The sequence below is a fragment of the Ruegeria sp. SAZA006 genome (assembly GCF_059613465.1).
This window is the reverse complement of record NZ_JBXWSO010000010.1, coordinates 218,290-244,081: the sequence shown is the minus strand read 5'-3', so window position 1 is coordinate 244,081 and position 25,792 is coordinate 218,290. Positions and strand designations below refer to the sequence as shown.

Below are 25,792 nucleotides of genomic sequence, written 5' to 3'. Positions count from 1 at the left end.
CTATTGAAAGGCCGGCATCACATCCTTGATGAAACGCTCCAACGAGGCCTTTTTGCGTTCAAACGGCATGCTGGAGTCGATCCAGAATGAATACTCGTCATACCCCAGTTCCTCGCATCTCCGAAGCCGGTCGATAACGGTATCGGCTGTTCCGATCACTAGGTCCCGCTCCATGTTCTGGGGCGAATAGAACGGATGCTCGGCGATTTCGGCGTCACTCAGCGGGGCAATAAGGCCATGTGTGACGTCACGCTTGTTCATGAACCATGCGCCGAAATAGCAGTAGAACCGGTTCAACTCGATGGCGGCCTGTTTCACGTCGTTCTGATCTTCGGCCACATAAGTGTGGCGCAGCAACATGATCTTGGGGCGCGGCATGTCAGGAAACTTTGCGCAGGCGGCATTGAACTTGGCCATCAGGTCGATGACCTCGTCGTCGCCGTTCCACAATGGCGTGACCTGTACGTTGCACCCTGAGCGTACGGCGAATTCGTGGCTGTTGGGGTCGCGTGCGGCCACCCAGATGGGCGGCCCACCAGGTTGCAGGGGCAGGGGCGACGAGGTGGTCCTGGGAAATTGGTGGAATTCGCCGTCATGGGCGTAATCTCCCTGCCAGAGCTGTTTCACGGCGGGGACGAGTTCGCGCATGCGCTGCCCGGCTTCCCAGGCATCCATGCCAGGCATCATGCGTTCGTATTCGTAACTGTAGGCACCGCGGGCAATGCCCAGATCCAGCCGTCCGTCGGTTATGATGTCCGTCATCGCGGCCTCGCCTGCCAACCGGATCGGATGCCAGAACGGCGCGATCACGGTGCCGGTGCCCAGCCGGACATTCCGGGTGTGCCGAGCCACGTCAATCAGGCTGAGGAAAGGGTTGGGCGCGATTGTAAAGTTCATCCCGTGGTGTTCGCCTGTCCAGACGGCATGCATCCCTCCGTCGTCGGCGATTTTGCACAGTTGGATGAACTCGTCATACAATTGCTTCTGGTCCTGCTCTGGCGAAATCCGCTCCATATGCGCAAACAGCGAGAACTTCATTTCAACTCCCCCGAACCAACGGTTTAACCCGTCCGCTGGTTTCATCTCCGTAGTATATGCCGAAATTGCCCAAACGGCTTTCTCGGGCAAAACGTTCCAGCATCGTACAGATGGCTGGGTCCGCGACATCCATCAGCGTCGACTCGACGATTTGCGTAAAAGCCCCGTTGGCTGGGGAGCCGTCCTCGGCTTGACAAAGGAACGAGATATGCTGTCGTCGCGACTTGTCTTGGTAGACCGAATAGATGAAGCCCGGTTCTGCCTTGATCCGACATCCCGCGATCAGCTGGGCCAGCGCAGTATCGGCGCCGTTCGCCATGTCCTCGGTTGCCGGAATGGTCAGTCCGCCGTTGCCATCGTCCAGCAGCAGAATCTGGCCGTCCCGCTCGATCAGCGCGGAAACCACGACGCCCGCGCGACGGTTCAGCGCCCGGGCTTCGGCGGCAGGCGTCACGTAGGCGCCGCGGGCATAGCCCAGGCCCGGTGCGATCGAGTGGTCAAATGCCTCGACCCGACCGATCAGGATCAGGTGGTCGCCGGCCTCGACCGTCTTGAAAACCGAGCAGTCGAACCAAGCTGAAACCCCGGCAAGAATTGGTGCGCCGTTGGGTCCGGGCTTCCACTCGACACCGGCAAACCGGTCCTGTGAAGGGCGTGCGAAGGTGTTCGAAACACTGATCTGATCCTCCGACAGGATGTTGACGGCGAAACCGGCGGCTTCAGAGAATGTGTTGAAATTGCTGGAGGTATTGGCAAGACAGACCGATACCAGCGGAGGGTCCAGCGAAACCGAGGAAAAGGAATTGGCGGTAAAGCCGATCGGTCGGCTGGATTTGTCATGGGTCGTGACCACCGTGACACCGGTCAGAAAGGTTCCGAACGCGCTGCGCAGGGCGCGAGGGTCGAAATCGGTCATGCGGGCGACCTTTCGTGCGTTGGGGTCTTCAGCCATTGAACAAGGGCCGCGTTGACAGTCTTTGGATCAGTGAGGTTCACCATGTGCCGATGACCCTCGACGACAACCGCCTGCCCCTTGGCGGCCGCGGCGATGGCGCGGGCCATATCGGGTGTGGAATTCGGATCCTCAGCACCCGTCAACGCCAGCAAGGGGCAAGAGATCTGAGGGTAGCGATCGGCGTAGACCATGTCGCCGCGGGCAAAGGCATCGTAGGCCGTCGCATAGCCGTTTATGTCGACCGCGGCCAACCATGCCGCGACCCTATCCCGAGCGGTGCGGTCGGCCGGACTGTTTGCAAACCAGCGCTGTAGCGGGGTTTCCAGATCAAACGTTCCGGCGCTGATCAAGCCGGCGCGCGCCAGCACAGAGTCCCGGGCCTGATCGTCCCGACGAAACACTCCGTTCAGCAAGGCGACGCGTCGGACCCGATCGGGATGTTCGACCGCAAACCCGCCGGCAATCAGTGCGCCCATCGAATGGCCGGCAAGGTTCACGCGATCCAGGTTCAAAGCGTCCAGCGCTGCCCGCAGCCACTCGACAAATGCTGGTAATTGCGCCCCCACAGCGATCGGGTCGGATTGGCCATGCCCTGGCAGATCCAGTGCGTAGACCGCGTGCAAGTCGGACAAGGCATCGATCTGCGGTGCCCAGGCCTCCGACTGCATACCGACCCCGTGCAGCAGGACCAGAGGTTCGCCATCGGGGAGGCCGGCAAAGCGCAAGCCAAGGCGTCCGAATGGTTCAGACAGCTGCCGGATTGTCGACGTCATGGCCCAAATCCTTCAGATCCTGATAACGATCCCCAATGCGGTGATGCGGGCGCCCTCCGATCGAAGCGCCCAAAGCGATCATGATCTCATCCGGGGCCGGAGCGTCGGCGACCTGCAGGTGGATGGTTAAATAGTGGCTGCGCCGCCCACCATCATTCTTGTCCATCAGGGGAATTTGCATGGCCGCATTTGCCGGTCCGCGGGTGTTGGTGAAGGCAAGGTAGGATTTTGCGCCAACCGCCTCGCGATAGGAATTTCCGAACCTCAGGGTATGGATCAGGGCCGACCCGTGCTCGACCTCGCCATTCACTCCGACAACGGCGGCTTTGCCATAGGCTTCAACCCGGTCACCGCCGCCGGATGCCTCGAGAATCATCTCGGTCAGCATGTGGCCCAGCCCCGGAGCGCAATCGTGTATCTCTGGACGCAGATCTTCGACAAAGCCGCGGCCGGCCCAGGGGTTGGTCACAACGGCGACCGCCGCGATTAAGGTCAAAGGGCGTTCGGCGGTTTTGCCACCTTCGATCAGCGTGTTTTCGACATGCAGCAGTGTTTTACGAATGGTGGCGGGCATCGCAAAGGTCCTGTGATTCCGTTTCCGGCATGATGGTATACCATAAGACAGAATGTCAATCATACCTTGCTGAGGCAACGCGCGACCGATAGATTCCCGTCCATGACATCGCCAAGACTGACCAAGATCGATCATCCCCCGGCAACCCTGCGCGACATGGTACAGGAGCGCATGCGCGAGGCCATCATCGAAGGTGTTTTCCAGCCCGGCGAACGGCTGGTGGAACGTCCGCTATGTGATCAGCTTGGTGTCAGCAGGACAGTCATCCGGGAAACCATCCGCTATCTCGAGGCCGAAGGCCTGGTCGAAATTCTGCCCGGGCGCGGGCCGATCGTGGCTTCGATCACACGGGACGAGGCACGGCAGATCTACGATATCCGCCGCATGCTGGAAACCGCGGCCGCCGAGAACTGCGCGCGCAACATCACATCAGACAGGGCCAGTAGCCTGCATGGGGCGCTGGTGCGGCTCAAGCAGGGCTTCGTGGACAAGACGCCGGGCTCGATCTTCCGCGCCACTTCCGATTTCTACTCAGAGATTTTTGAGGGGGCAGGGCATAATGTGGCCTGGGATGTGGTCCAGCGCCTGAACGGTCGGATCAGCCGGTTGCGGATGATGACCTTGACGGCAACAGAACGCGACCGCCCCGGAATCGAGCATATGGAGGCCATCTGTTCCGCGATTCAGTCAGGCGACCCCTCCGCCGCGCACCGAGCCGTTGAACGGCATCTGGACGATGCGGCGTCGGTTGCCGAAACCCTGTTCGATGCAGAAGAGGGCCTGGGCAAAGCCGCAAACAGCTAGATCATGCACCGGTCAGAGTTGGGCGCCCAGATACGTCGTCAGGGCCTGACGCGCTCCCTGATCCCAGATCACCCTGAGCCAACGGTCAAACGCATCGCGAAACGCGCCGGATTGTGACAGGTCCTGATAGTACTGGGTTTGCTCAAGCCAGTTGGTCGGGTTGTCGCGGGCCGCGTTGGCCGAGGTGACCAAATCGGACCAGTTGGGATCGTTGGGTTCGATGATACTTCCATCCTCGCGGGTGCCGGCGCACATGCGGGCCCACAGCGCCTCGACCAAGGCCAGCCCGTTGACCGGCGCGCTGGCAGCCAACGCATCATAGACGGTGGGAAGTACGAAACCCACATGCCGGGATGATCCGTCAAAAGCAACGCGCCGCGTGGTGTCGACAATGGCTGGGTTGCGGAACCGCTCCTCAATCAAGGTGATGTAGTCCGCCACCGACTGATTGGGCACCGGACGCACGAAAGGCGCGATCTCTTCGACCAAAACCTTTCGGAAGAATGCTGAAACCAACGGATCGGCCATGCAGTCTGCGATCGTATTCAGGCCGAGGATCTCGCCGACATTGGCCAGAACCTGATGGCCCGCGTTCAGGATGCGCAGCTTCATGACCTCATAGTCATGAACGCGGTCGGTAAATGTGGCGCCTACCTTGTCCCAGTCGGGACGTCCGGCACAGAAGGCATCCTCGATCACCCATTGGCGGAAGCTTTCATGGGTGACAGGAGCGGCGTCGTCGATCCCCAGCGCGCGCACCAACTCCAGCTCGGTCGGGCCGGTGGCGGGCACGATGCAATCGACCATCGAATTGGGAAAGGTACATTGCGTGTCGATCCAGTCGGCCAAATCGGGGTCCGACAGGCGCGCCAGCCCCAACACCGCCTGACGCAGAACCTGCCCGTTGCCGATCAGGTTGTCGCAGCTCAGCCCGGTCAGCGGACCGACGCCCGCATCACGCCGCCGTCGCAGGCCCGCGACGATTGCGCCGAAGGCGGTGCGCGGACGGTCGGGATTGGCGGCATCGTGGCGGATGTCGGGGTGGTCGGTGTCCAGCCCCTTGGTAACGGGGTGCACGAAATAGCCGCCCTCAGTCACGGTCAGCGAGACGATGCGGATCGCCGGGTCGGCCAGCTGCGCGATCAGCGGACCGTTGTCCTCTTGCGGGGGCAGGTAGTCGATCATCGCGCCGGTCACCTCGGCGCGGCGTTGGCCTTCGGTCAGCTCGACCAGCGTGGTCAGACAGTTCTGAGCAAGCAGCTTGCGCCGCATCTCGGCGTCATAGGCGCGCACGCCGGCACCGATGATGCCCCAATCCTGCGCCGCGCCCTGCTGCATCAGCCGGTGCAAATACCAGGCCTGATGCGCGCGATGAAAATTGCCCACTCCGATATGCACGATCCCCGGCGTCAGCGCCGCGCGATCGTATTCCGGGCGCAGAACACCTTTGGGCAACGCGCCCAGATTGGCCTGACACAACTGGACCGGTCGGGTATCCGCGGGGCGCTCCACCATCAGCTCATCCAATTTCCACCATCCACGTTGTATGTCTGAGCGACGATGTAATCGGCCTCGGACGAGGCCAGAAAGACCGCCATTCCGGTCAGGTCCTCGGCCCGGCCCATCCGGCCGAAGGGCACCGCTTCGCCCACTTCCTTCTTCTTCTGTCCCGGCGCCTTGCCCTCGTATTTGGCAAAGAAGGCATCGACGCCGTCCCAGTGCTCGCCATCCACCACGCCGGGGGCGATGGCATTCACGTTGATCCCGTGTTTGATTAGGTTCAGCCCCGCCGATTGGGTCAGGCTGATCACCGCCGCTTTGCTGGCGCAATAAACCGCCACGAGTGGCTCGCCGCGGCGGCCGGCCTGGCTGGCCATGTTGATGATCTTGCCGCCGGTGCCCTGCCCGATCATGTGTCGCGCGACCGCCTGCAGGGTGAACAGGGTGCCGGCGACGTTGATGTCGAAAACGCGCTGGTAATCCGCGCGGGTGATTTCCACGATCGAGGCGGCGGTGAAGATCGCGGCGTTGTTGATCAGGATGTCGATCCCGCCCATCCGCGCCACGGCGTCGGCCACGCCCGCCTCGATGCTGTCCTGCTGCGAGACATCCATTTCTACCGCGATCGCCTGCGGCCCGATCTCGCGCGCGGCCTTGCGCGCCTGCTGCACGTCGATATCGGCCAGCGCCACCTGCGCGCCCTCGGCGGCATAGGTCCGGGCAAAGGCCAGCCCGATGCCGCGCGCGGCCCCGGTGATCAGGGCCCGTTTGCCGACCAGCCGGTTCATGCGATTCGCAGCCCCGCCGCGTCGAACCGGTGGATCTTGTCTTCTTCCGGTGTCAGATGGATCGTGTCGCCATGGCGCAGGCCGACCTCGCCGCCGGCGCGCACGGTCATCGGCTCGGCAAACCCGTCCACATGGACGTGAAAGAACGTGTCCGAGCCCAGATGTTCGGATACCCCGACCGTGCCTTTCCACAGACCCTCGCTGGGTGAGGCGGCAATGTGCTCGGGACGTACGCCGATCGTGTGGGCGCTGTGTTTTTCGGCCTCGGGCCCTTCGATGAAATTCATCTTGGGCGAGCCGATGAAGCCGGCCACGAACTTGTTGCGCGGCGCGCGGTACAGCTCGAGCGGCGATCCCACCTGTTCGATTACCCCCGCCTGCAGGACCACGATCTTGTCGGCCATGGTCATGGCCTCGACCTGGTCATGGGTGACGTAGATCATCGTGGTTTCCAGTCGGTTGTGCAGCTCGGATATCTCCAGCCGCATGCCCACGCGCAGCGCCGCGTCCAGGTTCGACAGCGGTTCGTCGAACAGGAAGGCCGCCGGTTCGCGCACGATGGCGCGGCCGATGGCGACCCGCTGGCGCTGGCCGCCCGACAGCTGGCCGGGGCGGCGGTCCAGATAGTCGGTCAGGTTCAGAACCTCGGCCGCCTGTTCGACGCGGCGGTCTTGCTCGGCCTTGTCCAGCCCGGCCATGCGCAGCGGAAAGGCGATGTTCTTGCGCACGGTCATGTGCGGATACAGCGCGTAGGACTGGAACACCATGGCCAGACCCCGCTTGGCCGGCGGCACCGCGGTGGCGTCCTGACCGTCGATCAGGATGCGGCCGCCGCTTACGTCCTCCAGCCCCGCGATCAGGCGCAGCAGGGTGGATTTCCCGCAGCCCGAGGGGCCCACGAACACCACGAATTCGCCGTCGTTGATTTCGAGATCCAGCGGCGGAATGACTTCCACGTCGCCAAAGCTCTTGCTGACTTTCTCAAGTACGATGCGTCCCATGTGTCTTTCCTTACTTCACGGCGCCGAAGGTCAGGCCGCGGACCAGTTGTTTCTGACTGAACCACCCAAGGATCAGGATCGGGGCGATGGCCATGGTCGATGCCGCGCTGAGCTTGGCGAAGAACAGGCCCTCGGGGCTGGAATAGCTGGCGATGAACGCGGTCAGCGGGGCCGCGTCGACGGCGGTCAGGTTTAGGGTCCAGAACGCCTCGTTCCAGGCCAGGATGAAATTCAGCAGCACGGTCGAGGCGATGCCCGGCACCGCCATCGGCGTCAGGATGTAGAGGATTTCCTCTTTCAGCGTGGCGCCGTCCATGCGCGCGGCTTCCAGAATGTCGCCGGGGATTTCGCGGAAATAGGTGTACAGCATCCAGACGATGATCGGCAGGTTGATCAGCATCAGAACCACCACCAGCCCGGCGCGGCTGTCCAGCAGGCCCAGCTGGATGAACAGCAGGTAGATCGGGTACAGAACGCCCACCGCTGGCAGCATCTTGGTGGACAGCATCCACAGCAGGATGTCCTTGGTGCGCGCCGAGGGCACGAAGGCCATGGCCCAGGCGGCGGGCACCGCGACGATCACGCCCAGCAGGGTGGACCCGCCCGCGATGATGATCGAGTTCCACAGAAACCGCGTGTAGTTCGACCGTTCCTGAACCACCGCATAGTTTTCCAGCGTCCAGTCGAAGTTCAGAAAGATCGGAGGGCTGGCGATGGCCTGGGCCTCGGTCTTGAAGCTGGTCAGGATCGTCCAAAGGATCGGGAAGAAGATCAGCAAGCCAACAGCCCAAGCAAAGGCGGTATTGATTAGCTTGCGTTGTGTGGTGACGGTGCGGGCCATGATGTCGTCCTCCTCACGCGTCCAGGTTTTTGCCGACGATGCGCATCAGGAAGATGGCGACGATATTGGCAAGGATGATGGCATAGACCCCGCCGGCCGAGCCCAGCCCGACATTCTGGCTTTCCAGCACGCGCTGGTAGATCAGGTAGGTCAGGGTGCGGGTGCCGAAGGCGCCGCCTGTGGTCACGAAGATCTCGGCGAAGATCGACAGCAGGAAGATCGTCTGGATCAGGATGACGATCGTGACCGCGCGGCTCAGATGCGGCAGGATGATGAAAAAGAAGCGTTTCAGCGGCGGCGCGCCATCCATTTCGGCGGCCTCCAGCTGTTCGCTGTCCAGCGACTGGATCGCGGTCAGCAGGATCAGGGTGGCAAACGGCAGCCACTGCCAGGACACGATCATCACGATCGACGGCATCGACGCCTCGGACAGCCACGAGATCGGCTCGGCCCCGAAGAACCGCCACAGATGGGCGAAAAGACCGTTGACCGGGTCCATGAACATGTTCTTCCAGACCAGCGCCGAAACGGTGGGCATCACGAAGAACGGGGCGATCACCAGAATGCGCACGACGCCCTGGCCCCACATCGGCTGATCCAGCAGCAGTGCCAGCAGGATGCCCAGCACCACGGTGATGGCCAGCACACCGCCCACGATCACCAGCGTCGCCTGAACGGCGGGCCAGAAGGAACTTGAGGTTACGAACCGGACGTAGTTGTCGAATCCGACCCAACCCAGATCACCGCCGCGCAGCGGCAGGTATTTCTTGAAGGAAAAATACATGGTCATCGTCAGCGGAACCAGCATCCAGCCCAGCAACAGGACCACGGCGGGGGCCATCATCAGGCGTGCGACGGATCGGGAGTGTTGAGTTGCCATGACGCAAGACCTCTCTGTTCAGGCGGCTTGTTGCCTGCGAGACTAACACGGGTTGTGGAAGGGGGGAGAGCGGGGGACAGAAACCTGCCCACCCGCCGGGAGGAGGCCTCAGTACCCTGCGGCTTCCATTTCTTCGGCCGTGAAGGCCTGAGCCTTGGCCAGAGCTTCGTCAACCGACTGCTGTCCGGCATAGACCGCCGAGAATTCCTGGCTCACCTGGGTGGCGATGCCCGCGAATTCGGGGATGGCGACGAACTGGATCCCGGTATACGGCGTCGGCTTGACGCAGCAGTTTTCCGGATCGGCCGCAAGGATCGACTTCAGCGTCATCTGCGCGAAGGGGATGTCCTTGTAGTTCGGGTTCTCGTACAGCGACTGGCGTGCGCCCGGAGGAACATTGGCCCAGCCTTCGTTCTCGGCAACCAGTTCGATATAGTCTTTCGAGGTGGCCCATTCGATGAACTGCTTGGCGGCATCCTCTTTCTGGGTGCCGGCCGGAATGGCTAGGGCCCAGGCCCACAGCCAGTTGGCGCGCTTGTCAACGCCTTCCGAGTTCGGTGCCAGAGCAAATCCAACCTGATCGGCGACAGTCGAGTCGTTGGGGTTGGTCACGAAGGATGCCGCAACGGTGGCGTCGATCCACATGCCGCATTTGCCCTGCTGGAACAGCGACAGGTTCTCGTTGAAACCGTTGGTGGCATACCCGGCGGGGCCGGATTCGTTCATCATGTCGACGAAGAAGGTCAGTGCTTCTTTCCACTCGGGCTGATCGAACTGGGGTTTCCAGTCTTCGTCGAACCAGCGCGCGCCGAACGAGTTCGCGGTCACGGTGATGAAGGCGCCGCCCTCACCCCAGCCGGCCTTGCCGCGCAGGCAGATGCCGTTGATGTCGTTGTCCCGGTCCGTCATCGCAGCTGCCGCTTCGCGGATGAATTGCCAGGTCGGCGCCTCAGGCATCTCCAGACCGGCCTTCTCCATCAGGTCGGTGCGGTACATGATCATCGAGCTTTCGCCATAGAACGGCGCCGCGTACAGCGTGCCGTCGTGGCTGAGGCCGCCGCGCATGGCGGGCAGGATGTCGTCCACGTCATATTCGGCCGACATGCCGTCTAGCGGCACAAGCCAGCCGTTCGCGCCCCAGATCGGCGTTTCGTACATGCCGATGGTCATGATGTCGAACTGGCCGCCCTTGGTCGAGATGTCGGTGGTCACACGCTGGCGCAATACGTTCTCTTCCAGCGTGACCCATTCCACCTCGTGGCCGGTCGCTTCGGTGAATTTGTCGGTGTATTTCTGCATCCGGATCATGTCGCCGTTGTTGACGGTGGCGATCGTGATCGTCTCGGCCGACGCGGCGCCGGCGGTCAGGGCCGCGGCACTGGCCGCCCATAGAACAGATTTCAGGTACATTCTTTCCTCCCTGGTGTCGAATTACCTGGAGGAAAGCATCACGAATTATTTGGCGCGCGTCAACTAAAATTTTACGCGCGTAAAAAAGTGTCGAAAATCAGGCCGAACTCCGCAGTATCAGACGCGCGGGAAACAGGGTTTCGGTGCGCGCGCTCAGCCGCCCGCCGGATTCGACCAGTTGCGTCAGCGTCTCGACGGAGCGATTCGACACCGCGTTGTAGTCATGCGCCGCGGTGGTCAGCGACGGGCAGGTGAACTTGGAAAACGGATGGTCGTCATGCGAGGCGACGCGCAGGTCGCAGTCGTCGCCCAACCCGACCCGCAGGCCCTTTTCATAGCAGGCCGACAGGAACCCGATGGCCAGCCGGTCGTTGCTGCACAGAATGGTGCGCGAGGGCAGCCTGGGCTGCTCCAACAGCTTGAATGCGCCCTCGCGGCCGATTTCCTCGAACCCCCAGCCGCGACCATCGACCTTGATCACCTGCGGTTCGAAGCCCAGGCTCTCAATCTTATTGACATAGGCGATACGGCGCTTGTTGGCGTTGGGGTTGGCAGGATGCCGCATTTCGAAGAACGCCGGCGGTTCGCCGCTGCGGCACAGGTAATCGACGGTCTGTTCGATGAAGCTGGCATTGTCCGACCCGACAAAGGCCGCGCCCATGCCCTCCAGGTTGCTGTCGAACAGGATGGTGGGGATATCCTTGCAGAACTTCTCGATGAATGATCGGTCGGAATCGCGCCCCAGCGGCGCCAGCAGCACGCCGGCCGGTTTCAGCGCGCGCAGGCTGTCGAGAATCTCGGCCTCCTGCGCGGGGTCGCCATAGGCGCTGTAGAGCGTCGGGCGGAACCCGGCCTCTATGCATTTTTCCTCGATGTTGCGGGCGATCTCGGCAAAGAACGGGTCGGCCAGATAGGGCACCACGATGCCGACATTCTTGGTCAGCTTGCGGTTCTGGTTCATGGCAAAGATGTTGGGGCGATAGTCGAACCGCTCCAGCGCCTGCTCGATCCGTTCGCGCGTCGACCGGCGGACGCTGTCGGGATCGTTGAAGTATTTCGAGACCGTCGGGCGCGAAATCCCGCTGACGGCGGCGAACTCCTCCATGTTCCGGATTTTTCTGGGTGCCATGCCTTGCCTCTGGCGCGGGATACGGCCCGCGCCACTCTGAATTTGTCGGTGTTTTACCTTTTCTTATCGCGCGACAAATTTCAACGGCAGAGTTCCGGTACGGCCATTCCGGTCAGATCAGCATCTCGAGCCGGGCCTCAGGGAAGCGTTGCAGAACCGGCGCGATCCGGTCGGCGGGCAGCAGGCACAGCGCGGTCGACAACCCGTCGGCCAGCGCCGCGTCAGGGGCCGAGACCGAAACCGCCCGATGTCGGACCGGCTGACCCTGCGGGCCCAGAATGTGGCCATGACGACCGGCCAGTTGCGTCGCATCAGGGGCCGAGGTTGCCACCGCCCGGTCGCGCAGTTCGATGCGCCGGGTCACGCCCGCGGGTCCGGCAAGCCCGACACGCCAGTCCGACCCGTCGACGCGGGTGCCGATGGCGGCGATTTCGCCCATGTCGACCAGCACATCGGTCAGCCCCTGCGCCCGCAACAGCGCCGCGATGCGGTCGGTCACGGCGCCCTGCGCGATGCCATTCAGTGTCAGCGCCGCGCGGCCAGGATGGGGCAGGCGGATCGCTTCGGCCGATACCGAAACCCCCTGCCACCCGACCAGCGCCCGCGACCGTTCCACTTCGGCATCCGGCGCGCCGGTGGCCAGCGCCATCCACAGCGGCTGAACGGTCGGGTCGAACGCACCGCCGGTCGCGTCATGCAGGGCGGCGCTTTGGGTCAGCACCTGCAGCAGTTCCGGCGCCGGAGTGGGCAGGGTGCCGTCACGGTTCAGGCGGCTCAGCTGCGAGTCCGGGCGGTACAGGCTGAAGATGTTCTCCAGCCGGTCCAGTTCGGCCTCGAGCGCGGCGATGATCGGCGCGGCCTGCGCGTCGCTCAGCCCGACCAGTTGCAGGCTGGCGGGTGCCCCCAGCGCGATGCCGCGCCAGCGGGCAACCGGGGCGGCGCGCGCCATGGTCGGCAAGGCGGCGCAGGCGGCCGAGATGGTCAGAAAACGGCGGCGGGACAGGGCGGTCATGCGGGTGTCTCCAGGGATTGCGTCAGATCGACGGGGCCAAGCGCCGCGTCGTCGGGAATGTCGGTCAGGGGCAGGGCGGCACCGCCATAGGATTCGATGAACCGCGCGGCGGCGTCCGGCGTGGCAAAGGGCACGATCTCGGGCGCGCCCATGCCGCCGGCCACGCCGGCGCCCACCACGAAGGTGGCCTGATCGGCGGCGATCCAGTTCGAGATGCCCGGCTCGTGCCAGCTGGGGGCCGCGCCCATGTCGCTGACATAGACCGCGGTGATCTCGGCATCCCGCTCGGGGCTTTTGAGATAGGCCACCATGTCGCGCACCTGCGCAAAGAACAGCGGCGCGGGATAGCCCTCCAGATGTATCTGCCCCTTGGGCCCGCCGTGTTCGGCCACGTTCATCTGGCAGAAATAGCTGAGCGCGGTTTCGGTCAGATCGACCGGATCCGGCGGGGCGGCGGCCTGTTCTTCCTTGCAGGCTGCCAGCGCGATCAAGGCAATCAGGGCAAGGCGTGTCATGGCTCGACTCTCCGGAACGCCAACCGGGCCAGGGCAAAGGCCAGCACCGGCCAGATCAGCAGCGAGCCGGGCGCCGCCCAGGCGGGTAGGGCCTGCGCCGCGCCGGTCATGCCGGACGCCATGGCCACGCCCTCGGTCGCGGCGATGTTCCACAGGCGGAAAGCGTCGGCCGGGTTGGCCACCATCACCCAGGGAAAGACGGATTGGGTGAAGACGCCGCCCTTGTCCATGACGACGGCTCCCAACAGCCCAAGATCATAGAGGACGACGAACACCAGCCAGAGCCCGGCCGACAGACCTGCCGCCGCCGTTGCGCCCCTCGCCAGGGCGGACAGCAGGTATCCCAGCGCCAGAAACACGGCGCCCAGCAGAATCGAGGTGACGATCAGCCGGCCAAGCGCGAACAGGCTGTCCGCGCCCGCGCCGCCGAACCACGCGGCGACCGCCCCGGCGGTGCCGAAACCGACCGTCATGGCAAAGGCCAGCGCCGCAAGATGGGCGGTGAACTTGCCCAGCAAGATCTCGCCCCGCCCCGCCGGATAGGACAGCAGCAGCGACAGGCTGCCCCGGTCCACATCGCCGGCGATGGCGTCAAAGGAAATCATCAGCGCCAAGAGCGGCGCTAGATATACCGACAGCGTGGTCATCGAGGCGACCGACACCGTCAGCATGTCGACCCCCAGCGTGCCGGTGGGCGCGCTGCCGGCAAAAGTCAGGGCCAGCGCGAACAGAACCATGATCAGCGTGGCCACCAGCAGCCAGCGGTTGCGGCGCAGGATCAACATCTCGGTGCGGGTGATGGCAAGGAAACGGGTCATTGCAGCGCCTCCTGAGCATAGTGGCGATAGAGGTCTTCCAGCTTGGGCGGGGTCATTTCCACGTCGGCCACCGCATCGCCCAGCCCGGCGATGCGGCGCAGGGCCTGCATCTTGTCGGCGGGCGAACACAGCAGCTCGACCGAGGCGCCGTTGATCCGGTTGCCGCCCAGTTCGGCGGCCAGCGCGTCGGCATTGGCGCGGGCGCGGACCCGCAGCCGGATCGGCAACCCTGCCAGCGCCGACAGGTTGGCCAGCGTGTCATCGGCCACCATCCGCCCCTTGCGCATGATGGCGATGCGGTCGGTGCGGGCCTCGACCTCGGTCAGGGCGTGGCTGGCGATCAGCACGGCGGTGCCCTGCGCGGCCAGCTCGTCGATGATGGCGTACAGGTCCTGGCGGGAGATTGGGTCCAATCCCGAGGTGGGTTCGTCCAGCAGCGCCAGTTTCGGCTGGCCCAGCAGCACCTGCGCAAGGCCCAGCCGCTGCCGCATCCCCTTGGAATAGGCGCCGATCCGGCGGTCCATCGCGTCGCCCAACCCGACTCGGTCCAGCAAGGCGGGCACGTGGGTGCGGGTGCCTGACAGCTTGGCAAACAGGGTCAGTTGTTCGCGCCCGGTCAGGGCCGGGTGGAACGAGACCGCCTCGGGCAGATAGGCCGTGTCGCGACGCGCCTGCGCGCTGCCGGGGGCGGCGGTGCCGATGCGGATCGTGCCGGCCTGGATAGGCGTCAGGCCCAGGATCGACTTGATCAGGGTGGATTTTCCGGCGCCGTTGTGGCCCAGCAGCGCCACGCGCTGTCCGGGCTCGAGCGTCAGGGAGATATCGCTCAGAACGCGGGTCTTGCCGCGATCCTTGCAGACCGTTTCGATGGTCAGGGCCTTATCCGTCATGAGGCACCTTTTTCATGGCTGGGGGTTGAGGGGCTTGCATCAAGGGGTGGCTGTCGATCACGCCGCCCGGCAGCAGCGCCGGGAAGGCCGATTGCGACCAGCGCACCAGCTGCACGGCGGGCGAGCCGAGCAGCAGCTTGGCTGCGGGTTGGGTCCACAGCACATGGTCCATGCTATCGTTGGGGCGATAGGGGGAGTCGGCGATGCCGTCGCCGTTCACGTCATAGGCGGCAAAATCGGACCAGTAGTTGCCGCGGCCGTCTTCCGACCACTCGACCCATTTGGTCGAGACGTATTTCACCTGTGTCCGGTTGCCGACAAAGGCGTTGCCGACGATCCGGTTGCGTTCGCTGCCGGCGGTGAAATGAATCCCGATGCCGCAGCCTTCGAACCGGTTGTCGGTGAATTCGTTCTTGTTGGAATTGTACAGAAAGGTGCACTTCTCCTTGGCGCCTTTCACCACGTTGCCCGAGATCACGCTGTCATTGGCATAGTTCAGCATGACCCCGTGTTCGCGATCGCCGACCGAGACGTTGTTGATCACCTGCACGTTCGAGGTGAACATCACCGCATAGCCCAGATCGTTGCCGATCGAGAGATTGTCGCTGACGATGGAATCGTCGGCATACATGTAGTGCACGGCAAAGCGCAGATCGCGGAAGGTGTTGCCGGTGAAGGTGTTCTTCTTCGACGAGTTCACGAAGATTCCGTCGCGGCCAAAGCGGATGTCATTGCCTTCGACCACCGCGCCAGGCGCGTTCCAGACATAAACACCGTTGCCGCGGTCGTTCATCCGGCGGTCCTGCCGGCCCTCGATGCGGTTGCCGCGCACGATGCTGTCATCGGCACCGTGGATGTCGATGCCATAGAGATTGCCCAGTAGCACGTTGTTTTCCACCACGGCGGCGCGGGCCGTCTTGGTCAGTTGGATGCCGCTGTCGATCTCACCATGGTCCGACCCCGACCCGATCACGGTCAGGCCGCGCAGGTTGATGTCGGGTCCGGTCACGGTGATGACGCTGCCGGTGCCTTGTCCGTCGATTGTGGCCTGGCCCTGCCCGTCGATGGTGACGGGCCGGTCCAGAACCAAGCGTTCGGCATAGACGCCGGGGCTCAGGCGGAGGGTGTCGCCATCCGCCGCCTGCGCCAGTGTCTCAGTGATGGCCCCCGCCCGGTTGGGCACGTCCCAGTCCGCCGCCCAAAGCGGCGAGCCGAGCAGAAGCGGGATGAGCAAGGGCCAGCGCATGGGTCAGGCTCCCTGCGGTTCGACCAGCATCCGGCCGCGCATTTCCATGTGCAGCGCGTGGCAGAACCACTGGCAATAGAACCAGTGCACGCCCGGACGGTCGGCAGTGAAGGTGATCGAGGCGGTGGCCTGTGGCGCGACCTCGAAGGCGATGCCGTAGTTGCCCAGGCAGAAGCCGTGGGTCACATCGTCCACGTCATCCAGGTTGGTGACGTAGATTGTGACCTCGTCGCCCTGTTTGACGGTGAACTTCTCGAGGCTGAAGGTCGGCGCCTGCGAGACCATGTAGACCCGCACCTTGTTGCCGTCGCGGATCGGCTCTTCGGCGCCTTCCTCCAGATCGACGCCATCGGCCTCGGCCTGTTTGCGCGCATCTTCCCAGGTCGGGTCGTTGCGGTCCCAGACGTTGACCGGGTTGACGATGTCGCGGCGTACGATGATCGAGTCATGCGGCTCGGCGAAGGTCGGGCCGTCATGGACCACCTTCATCTCGTCGGTCGAGATGTCGATCACCTGCTCGTTCTCGGGCTTGAGCGGGCCGGTGTTCAGGAACCGGTCCTTCGAGAACTTGTTCATCGAGATCAGCCACTTGCCGTCGGCCTCTTTGGTTTCACCCATCGAGGTCGAATTGTGGCCCGGCTGGTAGTGCACGTCGACCTTCGAGATGATCGGGTCGACGTCCTCGCCGTTGTAGGCGCGGATGGCCTTGTCGAGGTTCCATTTGACGATCTGGCTGTCCAGGAACAGCGTGGTGAAGGCGTTGCCCTGACCGTCATAGGCGGTGTGAAGCGGGCCAAGGCCCAGCTGCGGCTCGCCCACGATGCACGACCGCGGATCGGCGTCGCTTTCGAACAGGGCATCCAGCTTGGTCACGTCCATGATCGACACGGTCGGCGACAGCTTGCCGTTGATGCAGACATGTTTGCCGTCGGGCGCGGTGTTGATGCCGTGCGGCGAGTTCGGGATCGGAATGTAGCGGGTATACTTCTTGTTCGACCCCTTGCGCCCGTCCAGAACCTTGACGCCCTTGATCTCCTGATAGTCGCCCGCGGCGATGCCGGCCTCGATTTCCTTGAGGTTGAAGACGACGACGTGGTCCATCTCGCTCTCGGTCATCTCGGCCAGGTTCATGCCCATTTCCGAGTTGTACGAGGTCGAGTAGGCGTATTTGCCCTGATAGTCGCAATCGGTGTTGTCGAGGTTGCCCGACACCATCACCTGCCAGGCGATCTCCATCGTGTCACCGTCGATGGCGGTGAAGATGTTGACGTATTGCGACGGATCGTCCAGCACGCTGCCGTCGTTGATCAGCGGGGTTTCGTCCTCGCCATTGGCAAAGACATAGCCGGTGCGCGGGAATTTCTGCGGGCGCAGACCGTGGATCGCCTTGGCGTTGGGGATCTCGATGATCTTGTCGCATTTCATCACGTCGCAGCGCACGCGGGCCACGCGGGTGTTGGCCTTGTCGTTCATGAACAGATAGCGGCCGTCATAGGTGCCGTCGGTGAACGACATGTGCGGGTGGTGCAAGTCGCCGTTGTCATAGGTTTTCATGCCGCGCTTGGCCAGGAACTCCTTGGTTTCCGGCAGCAGGCCTTCGGTCATGATCTTCAGCGACTCGTTGGTCTGGCCCCATCCGGTGGCCGAGCAGCGGTTGAACACCGGCACCCGCATCAGTTCGCGCATGGAGGGGAAGCCCATGATGCGCAGCTCGCCAGTCTGGCCCGAAGACCAGAAGCCGTAATACTCGTCCAACTCGCCTGGCGCCAGTTCGACCTTGGCCGCGGCGCTGGCCTGTTTGGCGGTCATCATCGTGGACCCAAGGCCGGTTCCGGCCAGCACGGCCCCGGTGGCCGTGGCCCCCAGCATCCCGCGGCGGGTGATGTTCAGTTTGGTGTCGTGGTCCGACATGGTCGTTCCTCCTTTTAGGAAACGGTTTGCGGTTTGGCGTTCGGATGGTTCGCCGGTGGTTGTCCGAGGGGGGTCTTGATCTTGACCGACCCGGTCTTGGCCCGCCGTTTCAGTTGGCGGATGACGACGGGACATTTGCTCTCGGACTGATAGAGCACCTGACAATGCAGGCAGGTGACGCACTCGTTCGGGTTGATCTCGCCAGTGGGGTGGATGGCCTGAACGGGGCATTCGTTGGCGCAGGTCTGACAGGGATTGCCGCAATCCTTGTAGCGGCGCAGCCAGTCGAACATGCGGATTCGGGCGGGGATCGCCAGCGCCGCGCCCAGCGGGCACAGATAGCGGCAATAGAACCGTTCGATGAACAGACCTATTACCAGCAGACCCACCGCAAAGACCACGAAGGGCCAATCGCGCATGAATTTCAGGATGATCGCGGTCTTGAACGGTTCGACCTCGGCATATTTCTCGGCCAGCGGGATCGACACCATGCTCAGGCCGAACAGCGCCAGGAAAATCATGTACTTGATCGGCCACATGCGCTCGTTCAGGCCCCAGGGCAGGGTCCATTGCGGCACTTTCAGCGCGCGGGCGATCTTGTTGGTCAGCTCTTGCAGGGCACCGAAGGGGCACAGCCAGCCGCAATAGGCCCCGCGCCCCCAGAACAGCAGCGCGGCGGCCACGGCAAACCATTGGATGAACACCAGCGGGTCCAGCAGAAAGGCATCCCAGGTGAAGCCGCCGCGCAGGCTGCCGGCCAGCGCCATGATGTTCACCACGCTCAGCTGCGCATTCGCGTACCAGCCGATGAAGAACAGTGTCATCGTCAGGAACCCGATGCGGAACCAGTAGAAGACCCGCGCGTTCATCGTGGCGTGGAACTGGAAGAAGAAAGTGATCGTCAGCACCAGCAGCATGGCGCCCAAGACGGCGATCTCGACCTGGCGGTCCTTCCAGATGCGCTGCCACAGGGCCGACTTGGCGGCGGCCTCGCCGGTGGCATCATTCACGACCTTGGGCGCCGCCGCGACCGGCAACAGGTATTGTTCGGGCAGATTGTAACCCAGATCAAAGGTCAGGAAGGTCTTTTCCACCGCGCCGATGGCCCGCTGCACCAGCAGTTGCAGGCGGAACGGTTCGGTCGGGTCGAACTCGGCATCGGCGGGGATCTTGAAGATGTCCAGCTCGGTAAAGCTGGGCGCATCCTCGGCGGCCACCGTGCCCAGGCGACGGTGCTGACGGTCGAAGAACCGTACCGAATTGTCGCCCTGGATCAGCTGGATCCGGTCGAAGATCCCGCCGCGCACATAGCCCGAGCCCTTGAAGCTGTACTTGCCGCGGCCCAGCACCAAGATCGCGTGTTCGCCCTCGTCCAGCCAGTTGACCAGGTTCTGGTACTCGGCCTCGCCCAGCAGCGACTTGCCGATCGAAGGCACCGAGACCAGCGCCACATGCATGTCGATGAAGGTGTCCTCGGGGTTGCCCTTCTCGGGGCGCTTGATCGCGCGCTGGTCGCCGGTGGCCTCGAAGGCGGCGTTGACCTGACCCACGTCCAGCGTCAGCCGCCGGGTCGAGCCGTCGCCCGAGAGCGTTGACCAGTCATGAGTGTCGGCCTTGGTCATGTCGACTTGGCGCTGGGGGCCGTCGGCTTGCACTTCGGACAGACCGCCCAGACCCAAGGCGCGGGCCACCTTGATGCCGCCGCGCACAAGGCTGTCATCGATCACCATGATCGTAACGGTCGCACCCGAGATGATGTCCAGATCATGTCCCTCGCCGCCTGTCTCGACCTCGCGCTTGAGGTCCAGACCGGCATAGCCTTCGGTCAGCTCGACCATGCGCGCGTTGGGAATGCCGATCAGAACGATGGGTTCGGAATGTTTGACCAGCTTGACGCCGGTCAGCACCGCATCACCGTCGATGGCGGCGACGACGTGAATGGGCTTGCCGGAATAGCCGGTGGTGCCCACGAAATCGGATGTGAGAAAGGCCCAGGCGACGGTTTCGCCGCCCTTCAGCACCGGGGCTACCGGCACGTCATCACGCACCGGACCGATGGCATCGGCACCAGGCGCCAGTTCGGCGGGATCGATCTCGGGCAGGAAGCTGGCCAGGCTGTCGGCCCGCGCGCCAAGCGCCAGCAGGCAAAACAGGACAAGGGCAACAAGGAAATGGGCAGCGCGGGTCACGACCACGGCGCACCTCCTTCGGTTCGGGTTGACGCCATGGACGCGCGGGGCGCGCGTTCGGTTCTGATTTCGGGCGCGGCCGGGGGGCCGCGGGTTTCGGGCCACAGCCGTTCGGAGCTGTACGAATCCAACAGATCGGCGCACTCACAACGTGTTATCTGCACAAATCCGGGCTGTTGCACCTGCGGCAGGTCCGGGACCGGTGCCGCCGCCGTGATCGCGCACAGGGCGCAATCGGCGCATTTCGGGCAGGCCGCGGTCGGGTCGCCAGTGTCGCCTTCCAGGTCCACCTGCACCCAGACCGCGCCTGCCTCCGAGCAGATCTCCATCCAGGTGCCCTGGCCGGGACTCGCCAGCGCTGGCCCAAGCACCTGCAACATCAAAAGAAGGATGCCCGCCAGCCCGGGTGCCACGCGTATCGCGCGGACAGGGAGGCTGTGGTTTTGGCGGGCGGCGGGCATGGAGACTCCGACTCGAATTTGATGTTGCCCGAGTCGTAAGTGAATTGTTGGCGGCGCGACTTGACTTCGATCAGGTGGTCAAAAAAATGGCACTTCGGTTTGGCGGCCGTTCGCCCGCGATCAGCCGTCGGCCTCATCCATCAGCCGCCGCACCCAGCGCCCCGCCAGCCAGCTGGCCGGAACCCCAAGGGGCACACACCAGATCAGCGCGGCCACCGGTGTCACGGCGCCGAACCCCAGCGCATGGGCGATCAACCCGGCCAGAAACAGGTTGATGGCGACGGTCAGCGCCGTCGCCGGATACAACAGAATGGCCAGCTTCCAGACCGGCCAACGCCCGTCAGTGGCTGGTGCCTTCCGAGAAGGTGATCTTGTTCCAGACATTGTATTTCCCCGAAGGTTTGCGCATCGGCAGGCGTTTGATTTCCTCGAGCGTCTGCGCGTCATAGACGATCACCGCGCCGTCATCCTCCCAGATCGACACCAGCGCATGGGCGCCGTCGCGGGTGAATTCCACATGCGCCACGGTCTTGCCCGGCGCGGGCCGCAGGGTTTTGACGATCTTGAGGTTCTGCTTGTCGATCACATGCATCGCATCCTTGTTGGGGCCGAAAAATACGTCGGCCCAGACATAGGGCGAGTTCTCGTGGCTGCGCATGAAAAAGCCTGGGCCTTCGGTCTCGATCCGCTTGATCGTTTCCCAGGTGCCCATGTCGATGACCGAGATGATGCCGTCGGTCAGGTGCGGCGTGGCCATCACCGTAGTGCCACCCCGCTGCCAGGTGATGCCCGAGCCCAGATGCGGCATGCCGGGCAGGTCCAGATCCGCCACTTTCTGCCCGATCACGAGGTCGATCACCTGACCGCCCTTGCCATCGCGCGACGCGCCCATGACGTATTCATAACTCTGGTCGAAAAAGAAATCGTCCAGATAGTCGGGCGTGGTGATCTTGCGCACCGGGAAGGGGTCGGGGTTCTTGAACTGCCCCTCGATCCGGAAGTCATGGCCCAGCCCGAATTGCGGCGGGTTGTCGCCATAGAACACTTCCCAGATCTCGGGCACGTCCTTGAGCGCCAGCACGAAGCTTTCGCGCGGCGGGGCCTGGTAAACGGCCGAGACCCGGCTGGGCTTGCCCTGCTTGCCCTTGACCTCGACTACCTTGGCGACCGACAGATCCTCGGTCGACAGCAGGGTCAGGCTGTTGGGCAGATAGTTTGCCACGGCCAGCCACTTGCCGTCGCCCGACATTGCGATGTTGCGGCTGTTCAGGCCGGCGCGGATGCGGCCCACCTGTTTCAGCGCCCAGATGTCGTATTTCTGCACCCAGCCATCGCGTGACATGATGAACACATAGCGCCCATCGGGGCTGAACTTGGGGCCGCCATGTACGGCAAAGGGGGTCTCGAACCGTTCCAGAACCTCGAACGTGTCGCCGTCCAGAACGCTGACATGGTGATCGCCGGTTTCCACCACAAGCGTGATGTTCATCGGGTCGCTGTCCGAAACCGGCGCATCGACCGGTGCGTAATCGGCATCCAGCGTGCGGCTGGCCATGATCTGTTCGGCATCCCATTGGGGGTCCACCTCCAGCGGAGATTTCAGCCAGCCCGCCAGTTCCTCGATCTGCAGCGCGCCCAGCTCGTGCGCGAAGGCGGGCATCTGGGTGGCCGGGCGCCCCTCGGCGATGACGGCAGCCACGCGGGGGCCGCGCATGCGTTTGAGCGTTTCGGGGATCAGCGCCGGACCGACGCCGCCCAGCCGGGCCTCGCCATGGCAGCTGGCGCAGTGTTCGGCATAATCCGCCTCCGGGTCGGCCAATGCCGCCCCGACCGCCAGAAGCGAGCACATCACGGCGACCGTCGTGGTGCGGGTGATGCGTCTGCGCGCGGCATTTTTCGATGCGTCAGGGCCGCGGTCGTCAGAAGAACTGATGCGCCGGATCATGGCTTTTCCCCCGGAAAGGCGTGACCTGCAGGCGCTCGCCGGCACCGTCCACGCCGATTTCATCATTGGTCAGGTAGCAGGCCGGATCTTCGGCCCACGGGTCGCCGGTCAGCTGCAGGGCCCGGATGCGGGTGTTGCCGCCGCAGACATCCTGCAACCGGCAGGCGCCGCACCGCCCCTTCAACGGGCGCGGCCGTGTGCGCAGCAGGGCCAGCATCGGGTCATCCCCGGACCACAACTCGGAAAACGGAGTGAGTTTGACGTTGCCCACCGTGTAGTCCGACCAGTAGGTGTCGGGATGGACGCGGCCCAGATTGTCGATATTGGCCACGCCCAGACCGCTGGAATTGCCGCCCCAATGGGCCAGGTGTTCGCGCACATGCGCGACGGCGTCGGCGTCGAACCGGGCGGCGGCCCAGTTCAGGAAATACCCGGCATCCGCGTCGTTGTTGCCGGTCACGATGTCCAGCGGGCTTCCGCCCGATGCAGCCTCCCATGCGCGGTCCAGCAACAGGTCGAGCCCTTGCCGGGTGCGCTGATGTTCCGCGTCCTCGCCCCGGTTCTTGTCGCCGCGCCCCGCATAGACCAGATGCGAGAGATAGAACTTGTCTACCCCCTCGTCGTCGCACAGTTTCAGCAGGTCGGGCAGGTGGTGCCGGGTGCCTTCGGTCAGGCAAAACCGCAGGCCCACCTTGATGCCGCGCTTCTTGCATTCGCGGACGCCGCGCAGGGCGTCAGAGAAGGCACCCTCGACCCCGCGGAACCAGTCGTTGGTGGCGCCGATCCCGTCCAGCGAGATACCGACGTAATTAAATCCGACTTCCGCAATCATGTCTGCGGTTTCGTCGTGGATCCGCGTGCCGTTGGTCGATAGCGCCAGCATCGGCACCAGCTGGCGCGCGCGCCGGGCGATGTCGAAGAAATCGAACCGGTCCAGAGGCTCCCCGCCCGAGAGGATCAGGGCCGGGACGCGAAACTGGCCCAGATCCTCAAGGGTGACCATGGCTTGCTCGTGGCTGAGCTCGCCCGGGAAGGCCACATCCGCAGACACGGTGTAGCAATGGCGGCATTTCAGGTTGCAGCGCCGGGTCAGGTTCCAGATCACCACCGGCTTCACCGGTCCGGGGCGGCGTTTGCGCACCGGCGTCGGGTTGACCAGCTGCTGCATGTATTCTGTCAGGCGGAACATCGGTCTCAGCCTTTCGCTTTCAGGCGCAGCCCGGTTTTTTTCAGGATGCGCGTGGAATAGAGGATGTCGCTGCCCCGGCAGGCCGATCCCAGGATCGCGGCGATCTGGTCGCGTTTGTCTTCGACCTCATCGGGCGAGCTGCCATGAACCATGGCAAACAGGTTGTAGGGCCAGTCGGGCAGGGCGCGGGGCCGTTCATAGCAATGGGTGACGAAGGGCAGTGCTCCGATATGGGCGCCGAGTTCGGTGATCAGGTCGTCCTGCACGTCCCAGACGGTCATGCCGTTCGATGTCATGCCCAGCTTGTAGTGGTTGGGGGCCCCGGCGATCCGCCGGATCACCCCGCGCGCCTTCAGCGCCGCCAGCCGGTCCAGCAGGGTGGCTTCCTCGATCCCCAGATCGTCGGCGACCTGCGCATAGGGCGCGGGCACCAGGGGCAGCCCACCCTGCAGTGCCTCGATGATCCGTCTGTCGGTTGCGTCTATCATGCTGCCACCCGGAAGCCGATGAAGAATTCCTGCAGTTTCGGGAACCGGTGAACCGTGATTCCCGTATCGCGTTCGATCGCGTCGGCCGTGGCGGTGATCGCTTCGGGCGTTTCGGTCGCCAGAACGAACCACATGTTCAGCCGGTGCGTGCGCTCATAATTATGTGCCACCTCAGGGTGCGCATTGACTTTGGTCAGGACGGTTTCGAACTCGGCCTCCGGCACCGCCATGGCGCACAGGCAGAAATCCCCGCCCATTGCGGCGGCGTCGAAGAACGGGCCGAACCGGGTGATGATCCGGTCGGCCTTCATCCGCGCCAGCCGGTCCAGCAGGTCCTGTTCGGTGACCCCCAATTCAGCCGCCACGTCGGCATAGGGGCGGGCGGTCAGCGGCAGGTCCTCTTGCAATCGGTTCAGCAGGCGGCGGTCGGTGTCGTCCAGTGGGGTCATGCGGCGGCCTCTTTCGGTTTGATCAATGCGCCGGTCTGCTTGAAGCATCGGGTCGAGAACAGAACCTTGTGCGCGGCGCCCGACAGTTCGGGCAGGGCGGCGGCGCCGGCCAGGATGCCCCGCGCCTCGGAGCGCGACCGGGCGTGGATCATGGAATAGAGCCGATAGGGCCACACGCCCTCGACCGGCTGGCGCTCATAGCACAGGGTCACGCCGGGATGGGCGGCCAGTGCGGGGCCCGCGTGGTCGATCCGCTCGGCGGGCAGGTCCCACACGACCATGGCGTTGGCCGACCACCCCAGCGCCCGGTGCCGCACGATAACCCCCAGGCGCGAGATGACGCCAGCCTTGTGCAACACCCGGATGCGGTTCATTACGTCCTCGGGGGTGCGGTTCAAGGACCGGGCCAGCGCCGCGTAAGGGTCGGCCATCGGCGGCAGCCCCGCGCTGAGAGCCTGCAGGATGTCGCGGTCGCCTTGCCGCAGAACGCTCCGGTCGACCGCACGCGGCCGTGGCACACGCCGCGAGCAATCCGACATGCGAAAACCCAGATCGACGTTGAACGGGCGGACCAGCCGCAGATCCAGCACGCGCAGCCCGGTGCGGTCGCTGATCCGGTCCAGGGTGGCGTTCACATGCGCCCGGTCAGGCCCGGTGGCCACGAACCACAGGTTCCAGTCATCCTCGCGCTGGTAATTGTGGTTCACGCCAGGCTCGGCGTCGATCAGAGCGGCGATCTGTTCCACCTTCTCCTCGGGCGCGGCAACGGCGGCCAGCGTGCTGGCCGACGCCACGCCGGGCGCGACCGTTGCGCCGACGCGGGTGATGCGCCCGGCGGCGCGCATGCGGGACAGGCGGTCGATCACCTCGGCCTCATCCAGCCCCAGCGCCGCGGCCAGCACTTGGAACGGCCGGTCGGCAACAGGAAAATCGCGCTGCCAGTCATCCAGCAGCCTGCGGTCGATCGGGTCGGTGATGTGGCACAT

Annotated in this window: 26 protein-coding genes; 1 reads left to right on the top strand and 25 read right to left on the bottom strand. The window is 64.0% G+C overall.

Features of this window, described 5'->3' with window-relative positions:
* From AC2FNZ_RS10690 to AC2FNZ_RS10675, 4 genes are read right to left on the bottom strand one after another with little or no spacing between them, the layout of a single operon-like run.
* A complete protein-coding gene (locus tag AC2FNZ_RS10690) occupies positions 1 to 1,038 on the bottom strand; it encodes an LLM class flavin-dependent oxidoreductase (protein WP_170589065.1) in 1,038 nt (345 codons plus the stop codon).
* A 1-nt stretch (position 1,039) separates the two neighbouring features.
* Positions 1,040 to 1,954, bottom strand: a complete 915-nt coding sequence (locus AC2FNZ_RS10685; protein ID WP_496840578.1) for a flavin reductase family protein — start codon at positions 1,952 to 1,954, stop codon at positions 1,040 to 1,042.
* Positions 1,951 to 2,766: an alpha/beta fold hydrolase gene (locus AC2FNZ_RS10680; protein ID WP_496840576.1), complete on the bottom strand. Its 816-nt coding sequence runs from the start codon at positions 2,764 to 2,766 to the stop codon at positions 1,951 to 1,953. Before AC2FNZ_RS10680 ends, AC2FNZ_RS10685 begins: the two co-directional genes overlap by 4 nt.
* Positions 2,738 to 3,340 (bottom strand): amino acid synthesis family protein, encoded by a 603-nt coding sequence (locus AC2FNZ_RS10675; RefSeq protein WP_496840575.1) that lies wholly within the window; start codon positions 3,338 to 3,340, stop codon positions 2,738 to 2,740. Before AC2FNZ_RS10675 ends, AC2FNZ_RS10680 begins: the two co-directional genes overlap by 29 nt.
* A gap of 102 nt (positions 3,341 to 3,442) precedes the next feature.
* On the opposite strand from AC2FNZ_RS10675, the gene AC2FNZ_RS10670 reads away from it, so the two are divergent.
* Entirely contained in the window at positions 3,443 to 4,144 is a 702-nt protein-coding gene (locus AC2FNZ_RS10670; protein WP_496840573.1) for a GntR family transcriptional regulator, read from the top strand.
* Between the two features lie 12 nt (positions 4,145 to 4,156).
* On the opposite strand, the gene AC2FNZ_RS10665 is transcribed toward AC2FNZ_RS10670, so the two are convergent.
* The 21 genes from AC2FNZ_RS10665 to ahbB (AC2FNZ_RS10565) form a co-directional block, all read right to left on the bottom strand.
* The gene (locus AC2FNZ_RS10665; RefSeq protein WP_496840572.1) at positions 4,157 to 5,659 is read right to left on the bottom strand and encodes a mannitol dehydrogenase family protein; all 1,503 of its coding nucleotides are present in this window, start codon (positions 5,657 to 5,659) and stop codon (positions 4,157 to 4,159) included.
* On the bottom strand, positions 5,659 to 6,432 hold the full coding sequence (locus AC2FNZ_RS10660) for an L-iditol 2-dehydrogenase (RefSeq protein ID WP_093963214.1): 774 nt from the start codon (positions 6,430 to 6,432) through the stop codon (positions 5,659 to 5,661). The genes AC2FNZ_RS10665 and AC2FNZ_RS10660 overlap by 1 nt, the downstream gene beginning before the upstream one ends.
* On the bottom strand, positions 6,429 to 7,433 hold the full coding sequence (locus AC2FNZ_RS10655) for an ABC transporter ATP-binding protein (RefSeq protein WP_093963213.1): 1,005 nt from the start codon (positions 7,431 to 7,433) through the stop codon (positions 6,429 to 6,431). Before AC2FNZ_RS10655 ends, AC2FNZ_RS10660 begins: the two co-directional genes overlap by 4 nt.
* 10 nt (positions 7,434 to 7,443) lie before the next feature.
* Positions 7,444 to 8,274: a carbohydrate ABC transporter permease gene (locus AC2FNZ_RS10650; protein ID WP_093963212.1), complete on the bottom strand. Its 831-nt coding sequence runs from the start codon at positions 8,272 to 8,274 to the stop codon at positions 7,444 to 7,446.
* A 13-nt stretch (positions 8,275 to 8,287) separates the two neighbouring features.
* The gene (locus tag AC2FNZ_RS10645) at positions 8,288 to 9,154 is read right to left on the bottom strand and encodes a carbohydrate ABC transporter permease (protein WP_496840570.1); all 867 of its coding nucleotides are present in this window, start codon (positions 9,152 to 9,154) and stop codon (positions 8,288 to 8,290) included.
* A gap of 108 nt (positions 9,155 to 9,262) precedes the next feature.
* Positions 9,263 to 10,564 carry an ABC transporter substrate-binding protein gene (locus AC2FNZ_RS10640; protein ID WP_093963210.1) on the bottom strand — a complete coding sequence of 434 codons (1,302 nt, stop codon included), beginning with the start codon at positions 10,562 to 10,564 and terminating at the stop codon, positions 9,263 to 9,265.
* A gap of 97 nt (positions 10,565 to 10,661) precedes the next feature.
* Entirely contained in the window at positions 10,662 to 11,693 is a 1,032-nt protein-coding gene (locus AC2FNZ_RS10635; protein ID WP_170369492.1) for a LacI family DNA-binding transcriptional regulator, read from the bottom strand.
* 112 nt (positions 11,694 to 11,805) lie between these two features.
* Entirely contained in the window at positions 11,806 to 12,705 is a 900-nt protein-coding gene (locus tag AC2FNZ_RS10630) for an FAD:protein FMN transferase (protein ID WP_093963208.1), read from the bottom strand.
* On the bottom strand, positions 12,702 to 13,220 hold the full coding sequence (locus AC2FNZ_RS10625; RefSeq protein WP_093963207.1) for a nitrous oxide reductase accessory protein NosL: 519 nt from the start codon (positions 13,218 to 13,220) through the stop codon (positions 12,702 to 12,704). The genes AC2FNZ_RS10630 and AC2FNZ_RS10625 overlap by 4 nt, the downstream gene beginning before the upstream one ends.
* A complete protein-coding gene (locus AC2FNZ_RS10620) occupies positions 13,217 to 14,038 on the bottom strand; it encodes an ABC transporter permease (RefSeq protein WP_170369486.1) in 822 nt (273 codons plus the stop codon). The genes AC2FNZ_RS10625 and AC2FNZ_RS10620 overlap by 4 nt, the downstream gene beginning before the upstream one ends.
* The gene (locus AC2FNZ_RS10615; RefSeq protein ID WP_480776281.1) at positions 14,035 to 14,928 is read right to left on the bottom strand and encodes an ABC transporter ATP-binding protein; all 894 of its coding nucleotides are present in this window, start codon (positions 14,926 to 14,928) and stop codon (positions 14,035 to 14,037) included. Before AC2FNZ_RS10615 ends, AC2FNZ_RS10620 begins: the two co-directional genes overlap by 4 nt.
* Positions 14,918 to 16,174 carry a nitrous oxide reductase family maturation protein NosD gene (locus AC2FNZ_RS10610; protein ID WP_496840568.1) on the bottom strand — a complete coding sequence of 419 codons (1,257 nt, stop codon included), beginning with the start codon at positions 16,172 to 16,174 and terminating at the stop codon, positions 14,918 to 14,920. The genes AC2FNZ_RS10615 and AC2FNZ_RS10610 overlap by 11 nt, the downstream gene beginning before the upstream one ends.
* Positions 16,175 to 16,177: 3 nt before the next feature.
* Positions 16,178 to 18,085, bottom strand: a complete 1,908-nt coding sequence (gene nosZ, locus AC2FNZ_RS10605; protein ID WP_170369480.1) for a TAT-dependent nitrous-oxide reductase — start codon at positions 18,083 to 18,085, stop codon at positions 16,178 to 16,180.
* A 14-nt stretch (positions 18,086 to 18,099) separates the two neighbouring features.
* On the bottom strand, positions 18,100 to 20,274 hold the full coding sequence (locus tag AC2FNZ_RS10600) for a 4Fe-4S binding protein (protein WP_496840747.1): 2,175 nt from the start codon (positions 20,272 to 20,274) through the stop codon (positions 18,100 to 18,102).
* On the bottom strand, positions 20,271 to 20,735 hold the full coding sequence (locus AC2FNZ_RS10595; RefSeq protein WP_254444321.1) for a DUF2946 family protein: 465 nt from the start codon (positions 20,733 to 20,735) through the stop codon (positions 20,271 to 20,273). The genes AC2FNZ_RS10600 and AC2FNZ_RS10595 overlap by 4 nt, the downstream gene beginning before the upstream one ends.
* A 120-nt stretch (positions 20,736 to 20,855) precedes the next feature.
* Positions 20,856 to 21,119 carry a hypothetical protein gene (locus AC2FNZ_RS10590; protein WP_093963201.1) on the bottom strand — a complete coding sequence of 88 codons (264 nt, stop codon included), beginning with the start codon at positions 21,117 to 21,119 and terminating at the stop codon, positions 20,856 to 20,858.
* Complete coding sequence (locus AC2FNZ_RS10585; protein ID WP_496840746.1) at positions 21,076 to 22,584, bottom strand: cytochrome D1 domain-containing protein; 1,509 nt, start codon at positions 22,582 to 22,584, stop codon at positions 21,076 to 21,078. Before AC2FNZ_RS10585 ends, AC2FNZ_RS10590 begins: the two co-directional genes overlap by 44 nt.
* 70 nt (positions 22,585 to 22,654) lie before the next feature.
* A complete protein-coding gene (nirJ, locus tag AC2FNZ_RS10580; protein ID WP_496840566.1) occupies positions 22,655 to 23,869 on the bottom strand; it encodes a heme d1 biosynthesis radical SAM protein NirJ in 1,215 nt (404 codons plus the stop codon).
* 5 nt (positions 23,870 to 23,874) lie between these two features.
* Positions 23,875 to 24,357, bottom strand: coding sequence for a siroheme decarboxylase subunit beta (ahbB, locus tag AC2FNZ_RS10575; RefSeq protein ID WP_496840564.1), 483 nt, complete (start codon positions 24,355 to 24,357; stop codon positions 23,875 to 23,877).
* The gene (locus AC2FNZ_RS10570; protein ID WP_496840562.1) at positions 24,354 to 24,806 is read right to left on the bottom strand and encodes an Lrp/AsnC family transcriptional regulator; all 453 of its coding nucleotides are present in this window, start codon (positions 24,804 to 24,806) and stop codon (positions 24,354 to 24,356) included. The genes ahbB (AC2FNZ_RS10575) and AC2FNZ_RS10570 overlap by 4 nt, the downstream gene beginning before the upstream one ends.
* A complete protein-coding gene (gene ahbB, locus AC2FNZ_RS10565) occupies positions 24,803 to 25,792 on the bottom strand; it encodes a siroheme decarboxylase subunit beta (protein ID WP_496840561.1) in 990 nt (329 codons plus the stop codon). Before ahbB (AC2FNZ_RS10565) ends, AC2FNZ_RS10570 begins: the two co-directional genes overlap by 4 nt.